This is a genomic window from Metasolibacillus sp. FSL H7-0170 (genome assembly GCF_038593115.1).
Classification (GTDB): domain Bacteria; phylum Bacillota; class Bacilli; order Bacillales_A; family Planococcaceae; genus Metasolibacillus; species Metasolibacillus fluoroglycofenilyticus.
This window is the reverse complement of record NZ_CP151964.1, coordinates 2319061-2340095: the sequence shown is the minus strand read 5'-3', so window position 1 is coordinate 2340095 and position 21035 is coordinate 2319061. Positions and strand designations below refer to the sequence as shown.

At 36.4% G+C, this 21035-nt stretch carries 18 protein-coding genes and 1 pseudogene; 16 read left to right on the top strand and 3 right to left on the bottom strand.

Annotated elements, in window-relative coordinates:
* Nucleotides 1-190 precede the first annotated feature (190 nt).
* Nucleotides 191-553: a hypothetical protein gene (locus MHH70_RS10860; protein WP_342471497.1), complete on the bottom strand. Its 363-nt coding sequence runs from the start codon at nucleotides 551-553 to the stop codon at nucleotides 191-193.
* 256 nt (nucleotides 554-809) lie between these two features.
* Between MHH70_RS10860 and MHH70_RS10855 the strand changes: the two genes are divergently transcribed.
* From MHH70_RS10855 to MHH70_RS10825, 7 genes and pseudogenes are all read left to right on the top strand, one after another.
* Nucleotides 810-1709 carry a polyprenyl synthetase family protein gene (locus MHH70_RS10855; protein WP_342471496.1) on the top strand — a complete coding sequence of 300 codons (900 nt, stop codon included), beginning with the start codon at nucleotides 810-812 and terminating at the stop codon, nucleotides 1707-1709.
* An 11-nt stretch (nucleotides 1710-1720) separates the two neighbouring features.
* A complete protein-coding gene (gene comX / locus MHH70_RS10850; RefSeq protein ID WP_107943690.1) occupies nucleotides 1721-1882 on the top strand; it encodes a competence pheromone ComX in 162 nt (53 codons plus the stop codon).
* Between the two features lie 2 nt (nucleotides 1883-1884).
* Entirely contained in the window at nucleotides 1885-4074 is a 2190-nt protein-coding gene (locus MHH70_RS10845) for an ATP-binding protein (RefSeq protein ID WP_342471495.1), read from the top strand.
* 7 nt (nucleotides 4075-4081) lie between these two features.
* Nucleotides 4082-4693, top strand: a complete 612-nt coding sequence (locus tag MHH70_RS10840) for a response regulator transcription factor (protein WP_342471494.1) — start codon at nucleotides 4082-4084, stop codon at nucleotides 4691-4693.
* A 1383-nt stretch (nucleotides 4694-6076) separates the two neighbouring features.
* Nucleotides 6077-6934, top strand: a pseudogene (locus tag MHH70_RS10835) (transposase).
* Nucleotides 6935-7031: 97 nt separating this feature from the next.
* Entirely contained in the window at nucleotides 7032-7220 is a 189-nt protein-coding gene (locus MHH70_RS10830) for a hypothetical protein (protein WP_342471493.1), read from the top strand.
* Between the two features lie 948 nt (nucleotides 7221-8168).
* A complete protein-coding gene (locus tag MHH70_RS10825; protein ID WP_342471492.1) occupies nucleotides 8169-8600 on the top strand; it encodes a hypothetical protein in 432 nt (143 codons plus the stop codon).
* Nucleotides 8601-8831: 231 nt separating this feature from the next.
* On the opposite strand, the gene MHH70_RS10820 is transcribed toward MHH70_RS10825, so the two are convergent.
* Together MHH70_RS10820 and MHH70_RS10815 are read right to left on the bottom strand one after the other, a co-directional pair.
* Nucleotides 8832-9005: a hypothetical protein gene (locus MHH70_RS10820; protein ID WP_342471491.1), complete on the bottom strand. Its 174-nt coding sequence runs from the start codon at nucleotides 9003-9005 to the stop codon at nucleotides 8832-8834.
* 526 nt (nucleotides 9006-9531) lie between these two features.
* The gene (locus MHH70_RS10815; RefSeq protein WP_342471490.1) at nucleotides 9532-9741 is read right to left on the bottom strand and encodes a hypothetical protein; all 210 of its coding nucleotides are present in this window, start codon (nucleotides 9739-9741) and stop codon (nucleotides 9532-9534) included.
* Nucleotides 9742-9932: 191 nt separating this feature from the next.
* Between MHH70_RS10815 and pth the strand changes: the two genes are divergently transcribed.
* The 9 genes from pth to MHH70_RS10770 all read left to right on the top strand — a co-directional run bounded on the left by pth (nucleotide 9933) and on the right by MHH70_RS10770 (nucleotide 20959).
* Entirely contained in the window at nucleotides 9933-10496 is a 564-nt protein-coding gene (gene pth, locus MHH70_RS10810; protein ID WP_066165586.1) for an aminoacyl-tRNA hydrolase, read from the top strand.
* 181 nt (nucleotides 10497-10677) lie between these two features.
* Entirely contained in the window at nucleotides 10678-10905 is a 228-nt protein-coding gene (locus MHH70_RS10805) for an anti-sigma-F factor Fin (RefSeq protein ID WP_066165583.1), read from the top strand.
* A 330-nt stretch (nucleotides 10906-11235) separates the two neighbouring features.
* Entirely contained in the window at nucleotides 11236-14766 is a 3531-nt protein-coding gene (gene mfd / locus MHH70_RS10800) for a transcription-repair coupling factor (RefSeq protein ID WP_342471489.1), read from the top strand.
* Between the two features lie 786 nt (nucleotides 14767-15552).
* Complete coding sequence (spoVT, locus tag MHH70_RS10795; protein ID WP_066165578.1) at nucleotides 15553-16089, top strand: stage V sporulation protein T; 537 nt, start codon at nucleotides 15553-15555, stop codon at nucleotides 16087-16089.
* 834 nt (nucleotides 16090-16923) lie between these two features.
* Nucleotides 16924-18510, top strand: coding sequence for a polysaccharide biosynthesis protein (locus tag MHH70_RS10790; RefSeq protein ID WP_342471488.1), 1587 nt, complete (start codon nucleotides 16924-16926; stop codon nucleotides 18508-18510).
* Nucleotides 18511-18518: 8 nt separating this feature from the next.
* Nucleotides 18519-19982 (top strand): nucleoside triphosphate pyrophosphohydrolase, encoded by a 1464-nt coding sequence (gene mazG, locus MHH70_RS10785; protein ID WP_342471487.1) that lies wholly within the window; start codon nucleotides 18519-18521, stop codon nucleotides 19980-19982.
* A 1-nt stretch (nucleotide 19983) separates the two neighbouring features.
* Nucleotides 19984-20274, top strand: coding sequence for an RNA-binding S4 domain-containing protein (locus MHH70_RS10780; RefSeq protein WP_342471486.1), 291 nt, complete (start codon nucleotides 19984-19986; stop codon nucleotides 20272-20274).
* Nucleotides 20275-20278: 4 nt separating this feature from the next.
* Nucleotides 20279-20455, top strand: coding sequence for a cysteine-rich CWC family protein (locus MHH70_RS10775; protein WP_342471485.1), 177 nt, complete (start codon nucleotides 20279-20281; stop codon nucleotides 20453-20455).
* 234 nt (nucleotides 20456-20689) lie between these two features.
* Entirely contained in the window at nucleotides 20690-20959 is a 270-nt protein-coding gene (locus MHH70_RS10770; RefSeq protein ID WP_342471484.1) for a YvrJ family protein, read from the top strand.
* Nucleotides 20960-21035: the final 76 nt, after the last annotated feature.

The following is a 21035-nucleotide window of genomic DNA, read 5'->3' as shown; positions in this document are numbered from 1 at the left end:
AAAAGAGAAATCCTCTTTTAAAAATGTGATGAACATTGGCCTAAGCGGTGTTCCCGCTTGGTGAAAAATGGAGCGATGCAAACCTTCATTTCAATGTGGTATCAAAACAAAATGGATTTTTCGGACACGCCCTTCAATACTGACAATTAATAAGACTTTTCTAATGTATAGCCGATTAATGTGTTTTGTTTTAATAATAGGTATACTTTTCCTGTTTCTGATTTTTTACTATAATAAAAATCAAATCTAGAAATAGGCCATTGACTTTTAGGGATAAAATCTTGTTTGAATTGGTGTAGGGCATCTTTCCTGTATAACCATATTTGGCTACATGATTAGTTACTGCACCCGTGTTCATTTTTGTTAATGCTAATCCACTAAAATCTACACGCTCTAATCTCATATCATCTATACTATAGGTAGTAATATCCTCAGTTAGTAAATCTAACTCAAACTCATTAATTTCCGAAGCATTTGCCGTATCGTTGATGTTAATTAGAAATAGAATTGCTAAGCTATATAAGATGGTTGTTAAAAATTTTGTAAACTTCATTTCAAATATGCCACCTAATTAGTTGCTATAGTATTTTTTATATTCTCGAGTTAACCCCATTATAGTACTACACATAACACATAAACAATTGCGTGATTCCGCAAATAAAATATGCGGAATCATGCAATTGACTTTAGTTATAAAATTATCTTGAATTTCCAATTTGATACAAATAAATACTGAACTATGCTCTACTGTCCTTGCTGTGAAACTAAGACAATGGTACTATATTCTCTAAGTAAGGTGGGTGATAAAGTTGGTATATAAAAATGATATAATAGATAAAATGAAGGAAATTATCTTATTAGAAAATATAGAGGAACGCTTCAAAATAACTTTATTAAGTTATATAAATGAAAAAAGTAATTCTGCTATGTCTTTTGGGGAGCTTTGTATATTCCATTATCAGGCATTTTTACAAGAACCAGAGATAGATAGAGACATCATACGAGTTGCTGCTGCTGTTGAACTATTAGTACTGAGCTTCGATATAATAGATGATTTGCAGGATGGCGATGCGGATTATATATGGTGCAATAATCCTGCTATTGCGATGAATGGTGCGTTGGCAATGATTTTTTTAACAGCCAAGCTGATTCATGAAAGTACATTTCAGCACAAAGCGCAGGCTCTGCATGTGCTAAATGAATTTGCAATAAAGAGCATTAATGGACAATATCTTGATTTAGAAAATAGCGCAAAAGACGAAGCTTCTTATCTCAAAATGACAGAGGCTAAATCAGGTGCATTAATAGCACTTAGCAGTTCGATAGGTGCTAGCCTAGCGCTAGGTCAATTGGATGAAAGAGTAATTGAGTATTCAACATATATTGGTGTAGTCCAGCAAATATTAAATGATATCCAAGACCTGAAAACATGGGGTAAAAAAAATGACTTGCTAAATCGCAAGTATTCTTTACCAATCCTTTATTTATTGGAGCAGTCAGAAGCGTATGCAGATATTTTGAAAAAATATTATAATGGTGCAAAAGTGGAGCTTGAACCTACATATTTTAAACAAGTATTATTAGAAAGCGGTGCAATTAATTATGCACTTGCTATAAAAAATATTTTCAAATTCAAGACATTGCATATAATAAAAACGATGCCATTTAACAATGAAGAAAAACAATATTTAATAAAATTAGTAGAATAGGAAGTTTTAACGTGATTAGCAAATTAATTAAGTATGTAAAAGAAAATTCTCAACTAATACCACTATTAGAGGATAATAAGTTATCACTTTTAGGTGTCTCGAAATGGGAGCAACAGGCAATTGTTGAGGCGATGAATGAGCCGATGAAAGCATTATTTTCCAAATGGAGATAAAAATGAGCAAAAAAGTGTTTTTGGTAGTGTTATTTGGATATACTACCTTATTTATATACTTAATATCATTTTTATTAAGAACACCGTTTATCGGTATTGAAATAGTGCAAGTGCAGCAAGAGTGGAAAATTCAAGATTTTGCTCATCCTGAATGGGCCGAGAATCATAATATTGAGCGCGGAGATATCATACTGGAGATTAATCACCAGCCAATAAAAATTGCTGATGATGCCACGCAATATGTAATAAAGGGCGCAAGCAGCATACTTACCCAAAGTACACAAGGGGACAGTAAGCTTATCAAAATTTCATATCGCGATTTTCCGATACAATCGTTTTATTGGGTATTATTACCGATTGTTTATTTTATAATGAGTTTAATTATATGTATTTATTTGAAACTATATAGAAAAGAATCCTTTCAATCTATTAATATCTTTGTATTATTTATATTAACAGTAGCATTAACATACGGTGCTATAGGACCATCAGGATACTTGGGGAATATAAGTGTTTTTATTATGAGTAATGGAGCTATAGCAAGTATTATTTTATTACTACATTTTTTAATTAACTATCTACAATTATTAGATGTTAACCATAGATTGATAATTAAGCCTACTTACTTGTATGGGATTCTTATTATTAGCTGCTTGTTGACGTTATCAGAGAAAATTATTCCAACTATCTATGAATGGAATACAATTTTTATACTATTAGGAATAGCGTTTCTTATTTTTTATGCATTCCTAATGCTATTAATTGTCTACTTGAAATATCGTAAACAACAGCTATTAGTATTGCTCTTTTGCTTAGTAGGGCCCTTTTTACCGATGCTCTTACTATACTTGTTACCGATGCTGTTATTTCAACAGCATGTACTAGCTATGGCTTATTGCACCTTGTTTTTACTCTTGATTCCCATTTTGTTAATGCTCACACAGCTCCCAGACTATTTGTTCGATGTCGATTATGAAATTTCAAAAATACGCTACTATAGTATGCTATCATTAGTTGCCTCTAGTATCGTTGTAATAGGCCTTTATTTTATACTGGATATAAAGCGATTAGATGCTTTTAAAAGCTTTCTTTTCTTATTTATTGTTATTTTTGGTTTGTTCTACGTAAAGGAACGAATCGATTACGCAAGCCGAAAAGTTTTATATTCTCCTAAAGGCGATTACGTGCATTTTGTGTATAAAACCATTGAACAAATTACGCATATGCCTTCAGTTAATAAGTTATTAAAGCATTTTAGTGAGGCATTGGCTCAGCAATTATCTGTGAGTCATGTTGAGGTACATACTTATTCCACTGCTAATCGGGTGGCAAATCCTAAAATAATTGAAAACTTAGCGTTAGGTACTGTGAAAAGGGTGGATGGTCGTTATATTGGCTGTTTGCATGAAACATTGGATAAAAAGTATATTGTGACGATTGCTAATGAGGGCGGTCTATATTTAAAAAAAGAAGAGCTATTATGCTTGGAATTGCTCATTATGTATGTTAGTAATTTCATTGATAACACGCAGTTTGTCGAAGGGCTTATTGAGCAACTTGATACATCGCAGCAAGGCAATCCAGCATGGCTGAAGAAATATATTTGGCTGCAGCTAGAAAATAAAAAATCCCAGCTTGCACAGGAACTACATGATACGATTTTACAGCAGCAACTTTATTTAATACGTGAGCTAGATGTAGCGCAAATAGATAAGCAGTTAATTAAACGTCAGCGGGAATATTTAATCCAATTAAATGTCGATTTGCGTCATTATTGTGAGCAATTGAAGCCACCTTTACTAGAGAAGCAAGGTTTACGGGTTGCATTGAATAAATTATTTGCGGAAATAGAGCGACAGGCGAACTTTACAATTATCCATGCAATAGAAAATGTCGTATTGGACTCCCCCGAACTACCACTATTAATTTATCGTACAATCCAAGAGATGTTGAATAATGCATTAAAGCATTCACGGGCAACCTATGTCAAAATTACACTAACCGCTTCGACGCAAGGTTTTGAATTAGTTTATTTTGATAATGGGGTTGGCTGTGATTTATCTGAAATTGATGGGAAAAATTCGATGGGATTACAAGGAATGAAAGAACGAGTGTATGCATATAACGGCTCGTTTGAGTTAACATCAGCCTTAGACGAAGGTATGCATATTGTTATCAAAGTTAAGGAGTAATGTAAGGATGATTAAATTATTATTAATAGACGACCATCCATTGATTTTAGAGGGAAGTAAGCAAATTTTTAGCAATGCACCTGATATAGTAGCTGATACGTTAGAAGATATGCAATCATTCTCAAAGGTGCTCACAGAAACACAGTATGATGTGTTTTTAATTGATATTAATTTAGGTGAGAGCAGTGGATTAGAGTTTGCGGAGCAGGTAAAGGCTAAGTATCCAGCAGCTATCATTATATTGTATACAGGTGAGCAAATAGAAGATTATTATTCACTTATTTTAGAGAAAAAAGTGGATAATGTCATTTCGAAAACAGCAACAAAGGATACTATTTTAAAAGCGGTATATGCTGCGGTGAATAATGAAGTGCTGTTGCCTAAAAGCTTTATCGATTACGTACAACAGAATCCAATGAAAAAGCAACTACAATTAAATCAGCGAGAAAAACGAATTCTAGAGCTAGTGAAAGAAGGCTATACGAATAAGGCAATTGCGTTAGAGTTAAATTTAGCGCAGCGCACAGTAGAAAGTTGTTTATCCCAAATGTATATGTTGCTAGATATAAATACACGTGCCGATGCTGTGCTGAAAGCTACGGAATTGAAGTTGATTTAAGTAGTTTTTTGAAAAACACCAAGTAGCTTAAACCCCTTTATTCTATAGGAGTTTAAGCTACTTAATCTATTTTTATTGAAATAAAACTAATCCTTTTTTAAAAAAAGTGATATAACGCCCATAATTCCTGTAAGAGTTTGAATTATTCCTAAAAAAAGATAAAAGTAATTTTGATTATTTACTATATTAATAAGACCATTTAAAATGAATAAAAAAAGTATAAAAATAATAAGTTTCCGCATCGTAGTATTCATAATTTATTCTCCTGATAATACGTTATACTAGAACTATGGTAGAAGTAATAAAAAATTAATAACTCTTGCTTTTTAGTAAGAATACAATCAAGAATTTTGGATTTTTTTATACTTTCTATATAAAACTATACACGAAACGGAGTTTGTCAAAAGCCCTATTAAATGAAGTATGATAAAAAATTGGCTTTTTTCTATAATAGCAACAATTGTTGTTATTATGAAGAAAACCAATAAGCATAACACACCGCCTAGTGATCGTTTGATATGGGATCCGCCAAGACTATACATAATATACTACCGCCCCTTCCACCATTAATTGTAGATAATTCTTCAACTCATAACTAGATTTTTTTAGATGAAGTACGGAATAAAGCGAACAATGAGGCGGTTAATATACCAAGGAAAGGGAGGCGAATATATCCGTAATCTCTAAAGAAATGGTTAATAAATAGAGCACCGCATGTATTGCTTATTATAAATAAAATTGCGATGAATATTTTTTAAACATGTAATCTAGCCAATCTTATAGTATAGCAATTTGATTAAGAGTTTTTATTAGCTTTTTTGTATAAATCCCCGGTGAATAGTATAAAGTGCAAGGAATAATATTCCGATTGCTAAATGCCTAAAATAATTCATCACCATAAACTGATCGATTAACCACATTTCTGACATAAAACAAATGGCATATAACGCCCCAATTATGATAGATTTCATCTTATTCAACTTCCTTATATATTAGAAATTACAGTGTTGATACAGCTGCATCCATCATGAAGAAAAATTTCGAACGGACGATAGGGAATCATACTGTAGAAACTAATTGTCAGAGTATTTGACAAAGTACACAAAAATGAATTTAACTACGATGTCTTTGCCTGTACTGCAAAATTATATCGTGTTACTTACCACATTAACAATTGCGTGATTCCGCATGAAATTTATGCGGAATCACGCAATTGTTTTTGCAATCTCAGCTAGATATAATAGAGTACACTAGTGTCGCATTAAAATAATTCAACGCATTCGATTAAACCGAATTTCCTGTAATATAATCTAAACACAAAAAAATCCTTTATAATGGTTGGGCGGTAGGTAACCATCCAAATCCAATATAAAGGACTTAAGCATGGATAAGTTTACACGAAAAACATTATTTGAACAATGGTTTTCACCGATTTCTCAGACAAAATTGGAGGAATTGGTCGGATTCCATCAATTAAATTACTATACGAAGAAGTTACACATCGCTTCCTTCTTGAAATTACTACTGTTTGTCCAGCTGAATGAAACCGGAAGCTTACGTGCAGTTAGTGAAACACTGTATTCAGACGACCTACGAAAAGCTACGGACTTAGAATCGATTAGCTTTTCGCAACGTGGACGCCGGTTAAATCAAGTGCCGACAGAGATTTTTCAACAGGTATTTCTTGATTTAGTTGCCCAAATTCACAAGAAATCGCAGTATGAGCAGCGAAGAAACACGACGACACCGCTGAAAATCATTGATTCGAGTACGTTGCCGTTGAATTTGAACAATCACAAATGGGCAGAATTCCGCAAAACGAAGTCGGGCATTAAGCTACATTTGCGTCTTGTTTTCGCAGAAAACGCCTTTCGTCTCCTCAAAGTGCTCGATTCAAAAGGAAACGAACTACATTTGATCACCAATCGATTTGATTTGAGTGCGGATGAAATCTCGGAGCTGTATAAATCACGTTGGGCAATCGAATTGTTTTTCAAGTGGATGAAGCAGCACTGAAATATCAAAAAATTCTACGCGCAGAGTGAACAGGGCGTGCATAATCAGGTGTACATCGCAATGATTGTGTACTGTCTGTATGTGCTGGCACAGCTGAACACGAATAGTTCAAAAGCGTACTTGTAAATCAGTCGTTTATTGAAGGCAGCCTCGTGGAAATCGGCTCGGCTCTGGATTCGTAAAATCGCAGGGAAAGCTGTTCCAGTGTCTTCGTTTTTCATCTGAAACGGAAAAACAAAAAACAGAAAATTGCGTCAAAATTTATGCGACGCTAGTGAATAGAGTAAAATAAAGAAATTTTTGAAAGAGGGTGAGAGAGTTTATGAAAATGAGTATAAAACAGGAGTTTATGGCTACTGTTGCTATTGTTTTGGCTATATTATTATTTGGTTTCTTTGCATTACCGAAAATGGAAAGCCTTATGCTTATTGTACCGATTGTGCTGGTGATGGTTTTAGCAGGGGGCACTCTTCTAGGTAAAGTTTTAACGATGAGAGCGACGTTGAGGTAAAAATGGTTGTCTGAAAGTAGGCTAGCACGCTACTGCCAGACAGCCGTTTGTTTTTTACGTTAAAATTTTTACATAATTACTTGCTTTGATTAGTAAATATTCAAGCCGTATGTACAAAATAGTAATTATCTGAAAAGAAATTTCAATTAGTTAACAGACTCCTCTGTTTACCGTAAAGATATGCTATTTTTAGATTATGGATTAGTATTTTTCATTTTCTTAGGATTTTTTTATTATATTTGATTATGAAATCAGATGGGGGTGTAAGAAAACATATTAAAGTGAAGTATGGAGTTAAAGGCGAAGATTTAGCTCTCAATGAGATTATAAGGGCAATCAACACGCTATAAATATTGCTATCTGGCAGTGACATTTTGCTGTGCTCCCTGTTCGATGATGTAGATTATCTAACTAAAGGTATTCTTTTAATTAAGAGCAAAAGACATTACCAAAATAAAATTAGGAATCACTCTTTTATTTTTGAAAGTAGATAGGGGATATTTACCTGTAATGTCTTTGCCTTTACTATAAAACTATAGCGCGTTACTTACCGCAAAAACAATTGCGTGATTCCGTATGAATTTTATGCGGAATCACGCAATTGCCATACGGATGTGAGTAATAGTACTATGAGAATAACTCGAATACGGGTTATCTATTTATAGTTATAGTGGATTTTGGTCAAAGTAGATTATTTAATAGATCTTTTCCATATGCTTAGTAAAGATCAAAATGTGTTTTGAATGATTTATTTTACCACTGGGATATTTTAATTATTTTAATAGATTAATTATAAGGAGAATTCCTATTGAGAAATATAATCAAGTTACAATTAATCTTAAATATTACGCATTTATAATCAATAATAAGTTTTGGATTAAAGATCCAAAAGGTAATAAAATATACAATTTCCTGAATACTCATTTTTCAGTGAGAAATAATGACTGTATGAATAATGTCAAAGATATTAAATTGAATTACTCCTCTACAGGGACAGATTTAAGACAAAACACTTTTGATATTATTAATCAAACGAGTTCTTTTTCAAATCTAAATAATGCAATATGTTACAAAGCTAGTTTAAGCAATGTTAAGGAAGATTCGCCTATTATTTTTCAAATTATTAGTCCATCAGGTGAGCTACACTTTATTGATGTGGAATATTTAAAAAAGAATAGTCAGAATGGTATAAGAATCTATTACGCAGGTTTAAAAATCTCACCTTTCTTGGGTGAAGGGGTATGGACTTTTCAAATAATATTTAAAGAAAAAATAATAGATGATAAAAAAGTTATTTATAAAATTTATAAGAACAACTATAGCCAAAATAAAATAAATCATTTCACGCAACAATATAGTAGCTTTAATATGGAAGTGTGAAATTTTGTAATTAATGAATAGAGGATTTGATATTTTAATGATGATTCATAGTAACACTCGCTCATTTTTAATCGTTGTATATTATGGTACCTTTTTCGTTCTTTCAAAAGTATATGACTTTTCGATGTTTATAAATTATGTAATATGTTTGGTCCCTTTTATAGTTTTTATCATTTGGCGTTATAGGAAAAGAAAGCAGAGTGGGAATTATAAATCATAATACGTTTCCTTTTATAAATAACTTCTTCTTGCGAAAAATAGCTGATGGATTGTAAATAGCATAAAGAATAATAATCCTATTGCTACATAACTTAAAAAGTTCTTCTCCATGAACTGATTAATTAGCCACATGCCTGCCATAAAGCAAAAGGTAAATAATATGCCAATGATAATACGTTTCATCATCGTTCATGTCGTATGTATATTGCAACCCAATAGTGAGCCATTTATTAACTGAGCCAGTGAGCCACTTAAACCTCTGTGTATTTTTCAGACGCACACCTCGGCTTTATTTGGAGTGGCGGGCATGATACCCTTGTTCGGGCGTTAAATCCTTATTACTACTATAAATGCGCTTATAAGTACGTACAAAAACGCTCGTTTAACGATGTACATTTTTGATTACCTCTGTATATTACAACTTTACATGGAGGGGCGAGCATGATAGCCTTGTTCGATTAGCCAGCCCTTGTAACAGCTGGCTTTTGGCTGCCGAATCATGCGAGTAGAGGTCTCCATGTAAAGTTGTAATTCTTCAATATTGCTTCGCTCGGCTCTTTTGTAAATTACCCCATTGATCAATAGCATGATGCCTAGAAGCGTTGATAATATAAAGGATGTTTTATTAATTTCGGCTTTTAAAAAGATTACCGCACTATTATTGATAAAAATGAATGCGCATAAAATAAAACTTAAATTGCCAGTAAATTTATTATTTTTCATAGCTATTTTGACTGTTTTCCTTCCTTTCATTTACTCTTTTGCGAGTATCGTTCGTATACCATAAAAAATAAGCTGACGATAAAGCTAAAACAAAAGGGGGCCAATTAAATTTTCCAGCTAAAATTGCTGTATATAAAGTACTCGTTATACCAAGCGCACATATTACCCCAAGTATAATCATTAATTTTTTGTATTCCATATGTAGATCACCTCTTATACAGTCATTTTATAAAGAGCAAGATTGAAAAACAATTGCGTGATTCCGCACTACTTTTATGCGGTATTGCGCAATATATAATGGAAAATCAACAACAAAGGACACTTGTCAATTTCTATGGTAGAATAGGCTAGAATTGTTGTAGTTAGATAAAACTAAAAGGGTGAACATAGATGAAATTGATAATTGGTTTAGGCAACCCTGGCAAACCATATGCTCATACACGCCATAATATTGGCTTTGATGTCATTGATGCAGTGGCAGAAAAATGGGGAGCACCGTTAAACCAAACGAAATTTAATGGTATGTATGCGACTGTGCATCGTCCTGAAGGCAAGGTGATGCTATTAAAACCGTTAACATATATGAATTTATCGGGTGAATGTGTGCGTCCAATGATGGATTATTTTGATATTGCAATAGAGGATCTTATCGTTATTTACGATGATTTAGATTTAGATACAGGCAAGCTACGTCTGCGCCAAAAAGGCAGTGCTGGCGGGCATAATGGGATTAAGTCATTGATTCAACATTTAGGTACACAAGAGTTTAACCGCATCCGTGTTGGCGTCAGCCGCCCGCCGGCAGGCATGAAGGTGGCAGACTATGTGCTGTCGAAATTTTCAAAGGACGAAGAGCCAGTTGTAGAGGATGCAATAAAAAAATCATGCGATGCAGTGGAACTCGCATTATCAAAAAGCTTTTTAGATGTAATGAATGTTTTTAACGGTGCATAAATAAACAGGAGAAAGCCTATACTTTGAATACATAGCTTTATCATGATTTAGAACATCTATACTGTTGAATATTCGGTATAAAGTCAACTGAACCATGATTAAGCCCCTAGTGCATGTGACAGGTTTTTTAGTGCATTCGAGAAAATAGCCGTGGGGTAATTGATTCAAAGGAGGACTTGCCTTGTCAGTTCGTTATCGTTGTAGACATTGTGAAACAGAGATTGGCACATTACCATTTGATGCAGATGAAACCATTCGTAAGCTTCACCAATTTGAAATTGGGGAAGTGGATGACTATGTGGAAAGGGACGAACGAGGGGATACGACGGTGCATTGTATATGTGAGCATTGCGAAAATTCCTTAAGACAATTTCCAGATTACTATGCATTGAAAAAATGGCTGCAATAATGAAATGCTTTGGCTGATGAGGCCAAAGCTTTTTCCACTTCCTACTTATTTAATCAATTAAACAGAGGTGTGATTGCGTTCAGATTTTTTTGAGTAGGCTCGAAAAAACCTGTGACATCTACTCGAGGCTTAATTTGAACTAGCAGGGAATTTGGCACACCCTATGATTTAATTACTTCTCCACCTATAGAAGTGGGGGGCTTCTGTATCTGTCGCTTTGCTGTCGGTATAAAAAAATGTGCTCCTGCGGTAGTCACAATAGAATTGTCACTATCCTCGACGGAGTAAATAATTCTGAATCAAGTTAAACTATTGAAAGGAGGCTTTGCTATGGATATTTTCCATCAACTATTCTCGCAAGATAAGCATATAAATCCTTTTTTGCAGCAAGTAAAAAAGGATAGTAAAGTAAGCCAATTGGTTACAGGCTTAACGGGTGGCGCAAGACCAGCGTTATTGCAAGCCATTTATAAAGAAACAGAGCGTCCGCTATACGTGTTATCGCCCAATTTATTGCAGGCTCAAAAGCTTGTGGATGATTTAACAGCACTTGTAGGCGAGGACGAAGTGCATTATTATCCAGCGGAGGAGTTTATTGCGGCAGGTATGTCAGTGGCGTCTCCAGAGCTACGCGCGCACCGTATTACGACATTAGACAATTTAGTAAATCGGAAACGCGGTATTTATATAATTCCAATTGCAGGTATGCGTAAAATGATGACGCCAATGACAGTCTGGCAGTCACATTTACTGAAAACAGCAGTGGGGGAGGATATCGCCATTGATGAATGGCTAGTGCAGCTCGTTACGATGGGCTATAGCCGCAGTCAAATGGTAACGACGCCTGGTGAGTTTGCGGTGCGCGGGGGTATTTTAGATATTTACCCACTCGATGCAGAGGCGCCTGTTCGTATCGAGTTATTTGATACAGAAGTAGATTCAATCCGTACATTTTCAGCAGATGACCAACGCTCAATTGATAAACTAAATCATGTGCATATTTTGCCTGCTGCTGAGCTGCTTTTAAACATTGACCAACGTATTCAACTTGCAAATCGTTTGGAAGCAGCACTCGCAAATAGCTTAAATAAAGTTAAGAAACAGGAAATTCAGGAGTTACTTTATCAATATATTCAGCAGGACATTGCCCTACTAAAAGAGGGGAATTTGCCTGATACTGTAGCAAAATATGGTTCCTTATTATTTGAGCAGCAAACATTTTTAGGTGATTATTTTGCGCAAGATGGCATCGTTTTTTGGGATGAGCTTGGACGTATTCAGGAAGTAGCAGATGCATGGGAGCGTGAGGAGACAGAGTGGTTTTTATCGCTAATTGAAGAGGGGAAAATGCTACACGATGTGAAGCCATCCTTTACTTTAAAGGAAATCGATGCAATGCTAACATTACCAAAATATTATTTTGCATTATTTACTAGGACGTTTTCTGGTTTCAAATTTACTAAAACAATCAACTATTCTTGTAAGCCGATGCAGCAATTCCATGGGCAAATTGCGTTATTGCAATCAGAGCTTGTGCGCTGGCAGCAGGAAAAATATACGGTTTTATTTGTTGCGGAAGGTAAGGAGCGTCTAGCCTCTATCAAGCGCACATTAGAAGACTATCAAATTCATGCGCAAATAGGTTTAGGACAGACTGGCGGTATTTATTTAATCGATGCCGCATTATCAAATGGCTTTGAGCTCCCATTGCAAAAGATAGCCGTTGTAACAGATGATGAGCTATTTAAGCAGCAAGCAAGAAAAAGGGTGCGCTCGCAAAAAATGTCCAATGCGGAGCGTATTAAAAGCTATTCGGAAATTAAACCTGGTGATTATGTTGTGCATGTGCACCATGGTGTCGGGAAATATATCGGGATTGAAACGCTCGTTGTAGGCGGGCAGCATAAAGACTATTTGCATATTCGCTACAGAGCGGATGATAAGCTATACGTATCAGTAGATCAAATCGACTTAGTGCAAAAATTTGTAGGGTCTGAGGATAAAGAACCGAAGCTACATAAGCTAGGCGGGCCAGAATGGAAAAAAGCTAAGGCTAAGGTTGCCTCTGCTGTACAGGATATTGCAGATGATTTAATTAAGCTTTATGCAAAACGTGAGGCAGAAAAAGGCTTTGCCTTCTCGCCAGATTCTGATGATGTACGCGCATTTGAAGATTTATTCCCATATGAGGAGACAGAGGACCAACTACGTAGCATTATTGAAGTGAAGCGCGATATGGAGCGCGAGCGACCAATGGATCGACTTGTTTGTGGTGATGTTGGCTATGGTAAAACAGAAGTGGCAATTCGTGCAGCATTTAAGGCAATCCAAGATGGGAAGCAGGTTGCTTTTTTAGTACCAACAACAATATTAGCACAGCAGCATTTTGAAACATTGCAAGAGCGCTTTACAGAGCAAGCCATTCATGTAGGTTTATTAAGCCGCTTCCGCACGAAAAAGCAGCAAACCGAAACATTAAAGGGTTTGCGTAATGGAACGGTTGATATTGTCGTCGGGACACACCGCATGTTATCGAAGGATGTTGTTTATAACGATTTAGGCTTATTAATTGTCGATGAGGAGCAGCGTTTCGGTGTAACACATAAGGAAAAAATTAAGCAATTAAAAACGAATGTGGATGTATTGACATTAACAGCTACACCAATTCCACGTACATTACATATGTCAATGGTCGGTGTACGCGATTTATCGGTTATTGAAACACCACCACAAAACCGTTTCCCGGTGCAAACATATGTGATGGAACATAATGGGGCGCTTGTACGTGAAGCGATAGAGCGAGAGATGGCACGCGGTGGGCAGACATTTTATTTATATAATCGAGTAGAGGATATGACACGTCGTGTAGAGGAAATTCAAATGCTTGTTCCAGATGCACGCATTGGCTTTGCACATGGTAGAATGACAGAGTCAGAGCTAGAGTCTACGATTTTAGCGTTTTTAGATGGTGAATACGATGTGCTTGTAACGACAACAATTATTGAAACGGGTGTCGATATTCCAAATGTCAATACGTTAATCGTACATGATGCAGACCGGATGGGGCTTTCACAGCTTTACCAATTGCGTGGACGGGTTGGACGTTCCAATCGTGTAGCTTATGCATATTTTATGTACCAACGCGACAAAGTATTGACAGATGTTGCCGAACAGCGTTTACAGGCAATTAAAGAGTTTACTGAGTTAGGCTCGGGCTTTAAAATTGCAATGCGTGATTTATCAATTCGGGGTGCAGGTAATTTACTAGGTGCCCAACAGCACGGCTTTATTGATGCAGTCGGCTTCGATTTATATTCACAAATGTTAGAAGAGGCGATTGCTCTACGTCAAACAGGTGTGAAAAAAGAGGAGAAGCCAGAGGTAGAAATCATTTTGCATACGGAAGCCTATATTCCAGATGCCTATATTCCAGATGGCTATCAAAAAATTCAAATGTATAAGCGTATTAAAGCAATGGACCGTATAGAAGATTATGAGGAAATAATTGATGAGCTACAAGACCGCTTTGGTGATGTGCCAACCGAAACGATTCGTTTATTGCGCATTGCACGGATGAAAGTATGGGCACTAGCAGCAGGCATCGAGGCGATTAAAGAAAAGCAAGGCATTGTTTCGATTCATCTATCAGAGCAAGGAACTGCACAAGTAGACGGTGCGAAAATTGTTTCTGAATCGATGAAATATGAGCGTGCAACAGGCTTTAGCATGGACGGTATGAAGCTTACTGTCACAGTCGACAGCAAACGCTGTAATAAGCATACACCCTTCGATGTTTTAGAAGGTATGATGCAAATTATTGCCGAGGCAATAAAGGTGGGCGATCCAAAGGCTGTGCAGTAGCCGGCCTTCGGAACGCTATCGATGATGTTTTTTCAAAGAGTGCCCCCGTTAAAATAGCAAGAGGATTCTTTGAAAATAGGTGAAACACTTGGTTCGGAGGATTTTCTTCCGAATGAAAATTGACTTTTTTCCTTTAAAACATAGATAATCATTACATTTCACATCCTTATAAAAAAGATGTTTGAAGCTAGGGTCATTCAACTGTGAAAATAATACTTGTTTAGCTCGTCCAAAACCAAATGTATTTGATTTAAGAGACTGCTTTATCAATAAAAGCGGGATTTATATAGAGCGCAAATTGTTTTGAAAAGCTTGAATTAAAGGGCTTTGGCTTTTTAAGTGTCGTTATTGGCTTACTAGGTGTAGAGTCCCTTTCAATCCATAATAAACTTAATCTGTTATCAAAAATTAGTGCGAGTCTCCCTGACTGTTCAAATTTTTCTTGTGTTAATAATGATTTATCAACTAAAACAGAATCTGTTGAAGTAAAATTCGCTTCAAATAAACGCTTAAGCGTTACTTCCTGTAGTTTGCCTCTGAAATCATAAGGCTAATAACAACCAAAAGATGTTTCATCATGCCAGATATACTAATAATCCATACTGCGTCGGCAGGTATATGAATAATCCCTATATTTATCCTGTTTGTCTTAATAATATAGCCTGACAAAAAACATTTCATAAACAGTACAGCAATTTTTTTGGTCCGACTTGCATACATTTCAACTTTTTACACCATACTACTTTAAAGTGCAGTTTGAATTTGTTGAAAGTGAGGCAATTGATAATGAAAGCAACAGGAATTGTACGACGTATTGATGATTTGGGACGAGTTGTTATTCCGAAAGAAATTAGACGCACGATGCGTATTCGCGAGGGAGATCCACTTGAAATTTATACAGACCGCGAAGGCGAAGTTATTTTAAAAAAATACTCACCGATTAACGATTTAGGCGAGTTTGCACAAGAATATGTGGAATCACTTTATGAAACATTCGGCACACCAGCACTTATTAGTGACCGAGATGAAGTAATTGCGATTGCAGGCGTGTCGAAGAAGGAATATGTCAATCGTAGGCTATCCGCTTTTGCGGAGGATTGCTTAAAATCTCGCAATACGACACTTGAAAAGATGGAAACAACTTTAGAAATTGTGCCGGGGCAATTTGAACAGGTTAAATCCTATTGCATCGTACCTATCGTTAACAATGGCGATATTATCGGGGCGGTATACCTATTTTCAAAGGCGCATTTTATCGGCGAAGTCGAACAAAAGGCAGCTGAGCTAAGTGCAACATTTTTAGCTAAGCAAATGCAGCATTAGTAGAGGCGTCCGCAAAGCGTGCTAAGGCACAGCTTTATGGACGTTTTTTAATTACTTTAAATTTACCTTGTTTATAATTAAAATCTCTAACAGAATATTTAGCATATGTGCCTAAAATAGGAGTTGATATTTCGGTCGATTTTTCATAAATTATGCCTCTGACTATATTTACAATAGAGTAGGTATTTGCCAAATATGGTTAATTTCGTGTGATTCCTTAGTCGTAGATATACCATGTATCATATTCCTCATAATAATCTAGTAAGACTCCAGTCGTTCCATCGTAATCTGTATTAATAGGACTGGAAAATTCAACGGAGTTACAGCTTTCTAAATTACTCTCCATAAGAAACACAATTTCATCGTCTGCAATCTTTCCATTAACAAAATTCATTTCTGTTTTAGTATTACTAAATGTCCCCAATACGACAAATGTCAAAATGTTATAATAAATAAAGTGGGTTTTTCAAACCGATTATCTTCTCCCTAGTCAAGATTAATGTAATCATATAGCTAAGCTACAGTTATTCTTTATTATAACAAATGATGTAATTTATTAGGTTCCATTTAGAATATTGTGAATATTCATTGTTTTCACCGGCAGCATTCCCCCACCTTACTACTACATTTTTATCGGTATTAGTAAATTTTTAATATGGAAAAGTTGGTTGAAAATTTTGCTAATTGGTTGTACTTACGAAAAGTTTTCAAAAATATTTTTTTATTTTTAATATTAAAAGTTTAACTTGTAGGAAACTTGCTCTCATTTTAAGCAGTCTTTCTATAGGAATGCTATACTGTAAGCACTCGTAGGATTGGGGAAGGATTTGAACGATGACGCAGCAATATGGAATGAAGAAATATATGAGAGGCGCACTATTATTGACGCTGGCAGCACTTGTAGTGAAGGTGCTGAGCGCTGTTTATCGTGTGCCTTTTCAAAATTTAGTTGGGGATGAAGGGTTTTATGTTTACCAGCAGGTGTACCCATTCATCTCATTTTTTGTTGTATGGACATCCGGCGGGTTTGCAATTGCTATTTCAAAAATGCTGGCAGACACTGCTGATATAAATAGAAAACGGTCGATTTCAAAGATAATTTTCAGCTATTTAACTGTGCTGTCACTCGTGTTTTTCAGTTTATTATTTTTCGGTGCACAAATGCTAGCATATTGGATGGGCGATGAAAAGCTAGCACCGTTGCTGCAAACGGGCGCTTTTGTTGCGCTCTGTATGCCGACACTCGCTTTATTAAAAGGAACGTTTCAAGCGAAGGGAGCAATGGAGCCAGTTGCTTATGCACAGGTATTTGAACAGCTAATTCGTGTGCTCGTCATTTTAGGTGGCACGGTTTTAGTCATGCACACATCGAAGTCTATTTATGCGGCAGGTAATGTAGCGGTACTTGGTGCGGTAGTAGGAGAAATCGCAGGTATTATGCTGCTATTATTTTATATTCGTAAGCAGTTAAATGGCAATTGCCATGTTATCAAAATAAATATATGGGCAGTTATCAAAGATGTGACGCTGTTCAGCCTAAGTGTTAGCTTAAGTAGCTTAATGTTGCTCGGCTTTCAATTAGTTGATTCCTTTACAGTTTATACGTCATTGCTTGAGCAAGGAATGCCTATGGAGCAGGCGATGGTGCAGAAAGGTATTTATGATCGTGGTCAGCCGCTTGTACAGCTTGGTGTCGTTATTGCATCATCGCTGTCACTAGCAATTGTGCCCCTCATCGCACAAAAAATAAAAACAGCGGGTCGCGGGGCGATGCCATTTGTGCAATTAACATACCGTACAGCATTATTATTTGGTACGGCAGCCACATTTGGTTTAATTATTACAATGCCATATGTCAATGAACTTCTATTTACTACCGCTGATTTATCGGCTGTATTAATGGTCGTAGTAGTACAAATTATCCCGTTTTCACTTATTTTGACATTTACAGCAATTTTACAAGGTTACGGCAAATTAAAAATACCAGCATTGATTGTTGCAGCAGGTTTTATCGTAAAATGGCTGAGCAATATATGGTTGTTGCCAACAATCGGCATTATCGGTGCAGCATTGGCGAGTAATTTTGGCTTGTTCCTTAGTGCTATTTTCCTTATGCTATATATAAAGCGAATTGTCAATGTCAGTCTAGCACCGCTTGTTTTTTATAAAACACTGGCGGCGGCAAGTATAGCAATGGTCATAGCAGTGAAAGTAAGTGCCTTTCTTTTCCACGTGTTACTAAGTGCAATAGATGGGCGTACGCAAGCTGCAATAATGAGTGGCGTTTTGATTTTAATAGGGGCATCTACCTTTATTACGATTATTGCCAAAAGCCGTATATTGAAAGAAAAAGAGTGGTTTTTAATTCCATTTGGTCGACGTATGGCACTATACCAACTATGGCTAAATAAAAGAAAGTAGGAAAAATAATGAATGAATTAACCGTAATCGGCTTAGGGGCATCTGATTTGGAGCAGTTGCCATATGGCGTTTATAAAAAGCTTAAAGCGGCTAAAAAAATATATGTGCGCACACTAGAACATCCTGTAATAGAGGATTTGAGAGAAGAGGATATTCAATTTCATAGTTTTGATTCCGTTTATGAAAAGTATGACACATTTCAACCTGTCTATGAGGAGATAGCCGCGTGTTTAATCGAGGTTGCACAGCGGGAGTCGGTATTGTATGCAGTGCCAGGGCATCCGCTAGTGGCTGAGCAAACGGTACAGCATTTAATTGAGGCAGCAAGGAATGGGGAAATTAAGCTCAAAATCGAGGGTGGGCAAAGCTTTCTAGACCCGATTTTTACAGCGTTAAAAATCGACCCAATCGAAGGTTTTCAATTATTAGATGGTACAAGCATGTCTATGGACGAGTTGAATATGCGCCAGCATACTTTGATTGCACAAGTGTATGATGAGTTTAGTGCGTCAGAGGTGAAGCTGACATTAATGGAAAAATATCGTGATGATTATCCTGTAACAATTGTGACAGCAGCAGGCTCTTCACAAGAAAAGATAGTGACAGTCCCTTTATACGAGTTAGACCAAGTGGCAGAGCTTAATAATTTAACGACAGTTTATGTGCCTCCTGTGGCATCAGACGAAGATGCGCTGCGTGATTGGACAACTTTGCGTCGTATTATTGCTGTTTTGCGCGGACCGGATGGCTGTCCTTGGGACCGAAAACAAACACATGAATCCTTGAAAAAATATTTAATTGAGGAAACGCATGAATTTTTAGCGGCTGTTGATGCAGAGGATGACTTTGCGATGGTCGAGGAGCTAGGCGATGTTTTGCTTCAAGTGTTTTTACATGCGCAAATTGGCGAAGATAATGGCTATTTCAATTTAGAAGAAGTGCTTGCGTCGGTTAGTGAAAAAATGATTCGCCGTCATCCGCACGTGTTTAGTGACGTAGCAGCAGAGGATGCCGATGCGGTCATTGCTAATTGGGAGGCAATAAAGCGTCAGGAAAAGGGCGAACAGCTAGAGCCGCTTTTAGCAGGTGAGCACCGTGCGGAGTCTTCGCTGCAAACCTCTTATAATTATCAGAAAAAGGCTGCGACAGTTGGCTTTGATTGGCCAAATGCAGAGGATGTATGGGCAAAGTTTGAGGAGGAGTGGCAGGAGTTTCGTCAGGAAATTACAGAGGGCTCTGCTGCTGCGCAACTTGATGAATTTGGTGATGTGTTATTTACACTTGTGAATATCGCGCGCTTTTATAAGATTTCGCCAGAGGAAGCGATGATTCATGCAAATGAAAAATTTGCTCGACGCTTTGGCTATGTGGAGCAACGAGTGAAGATGAGTGGACAGGGTTTCACCGCATTCACACTAGAACAATTAGATGCCTTCTGGAATGAGGCAAAAAAGCAGGAAAAGGGAGAATAATATGCGATTAGATAAATTTTTGAAAGTATCGAGATTAATTAAACGCCGTACATTAGCAAAGGAAGTTGCTGTGCAAGGACGTATCACAATTAACAACAAGGTCGCAAAGGCGAGCAGTACTGTAAAAGTCGGTGACGAGTTAGCGATTCGCTTCGGACAAAAAATCGTCACAGCACGTGTTGAGCAGCTAAATGAAAATGCCCGCAAAGAAGACGCGGCAAATATGTTCACCATTTTAAAGGAAGAGCGCCTAGAAAAAATTGAGCCAGAATTCATTGACGACGAGGATTGAGCAAATGGCAGATGAAAAGGAATGCCCGCTATGTGGCGGCAGTAATAACTGTGGCGTTGCGAGCAAGCAAAGCGACTGCTGGTGTATGACCGTGAAATTCCCAAAGGAAATACTCATAGAAAATCCAACAAGCTGTATTTGCGAGAAGTGCTTGGAGGAATATGGGGAGCGTAATGTATGAGAAAATTAGGTATTTTATTTTCTTAAGTTTAATAACTAAGTCAAGTTGGAATTTGCTATCTCTTTTTTTGCCGGATAATGACTAAAAAACAGAAACCATAGCGACAACTAGCCTAAATGGTTCACTCTACTGTAAAACAGAAGAACCCCCAACAGGTGCAACTGCTGGGGGTATCTGGTGCTAAATCTTTTTTTGCTAATGCCAATATAACATCAGTCATCAGCTTTTTAAAGTATGTTCCCTTCCCTTTTATCTATTCAAAATATTTTTCTACTTAGGTTGACTTTTAGGAATGAAAAATCCCTTTATATAACATCATCTTTTTCAGAAAGGAGCATTCATATGACTGATTATACAAATTTAATAAATCTAATAAGTAATGTCGGCTTCCCCATTCTAATTGCTTTTTATTTACTGCACCGATTTGAGCAGAAATTAGACACACTTATTGACAATATCAGTATTCTCTCTCAAGTAATCGAAAAACAGCAACAAAAAAAATAAAAATTGCTATTTCCTCAATCTCAAGATGACAACTTAATAGCTATGTTCATTCTTATTTTTTTAAATTAAAATAGAA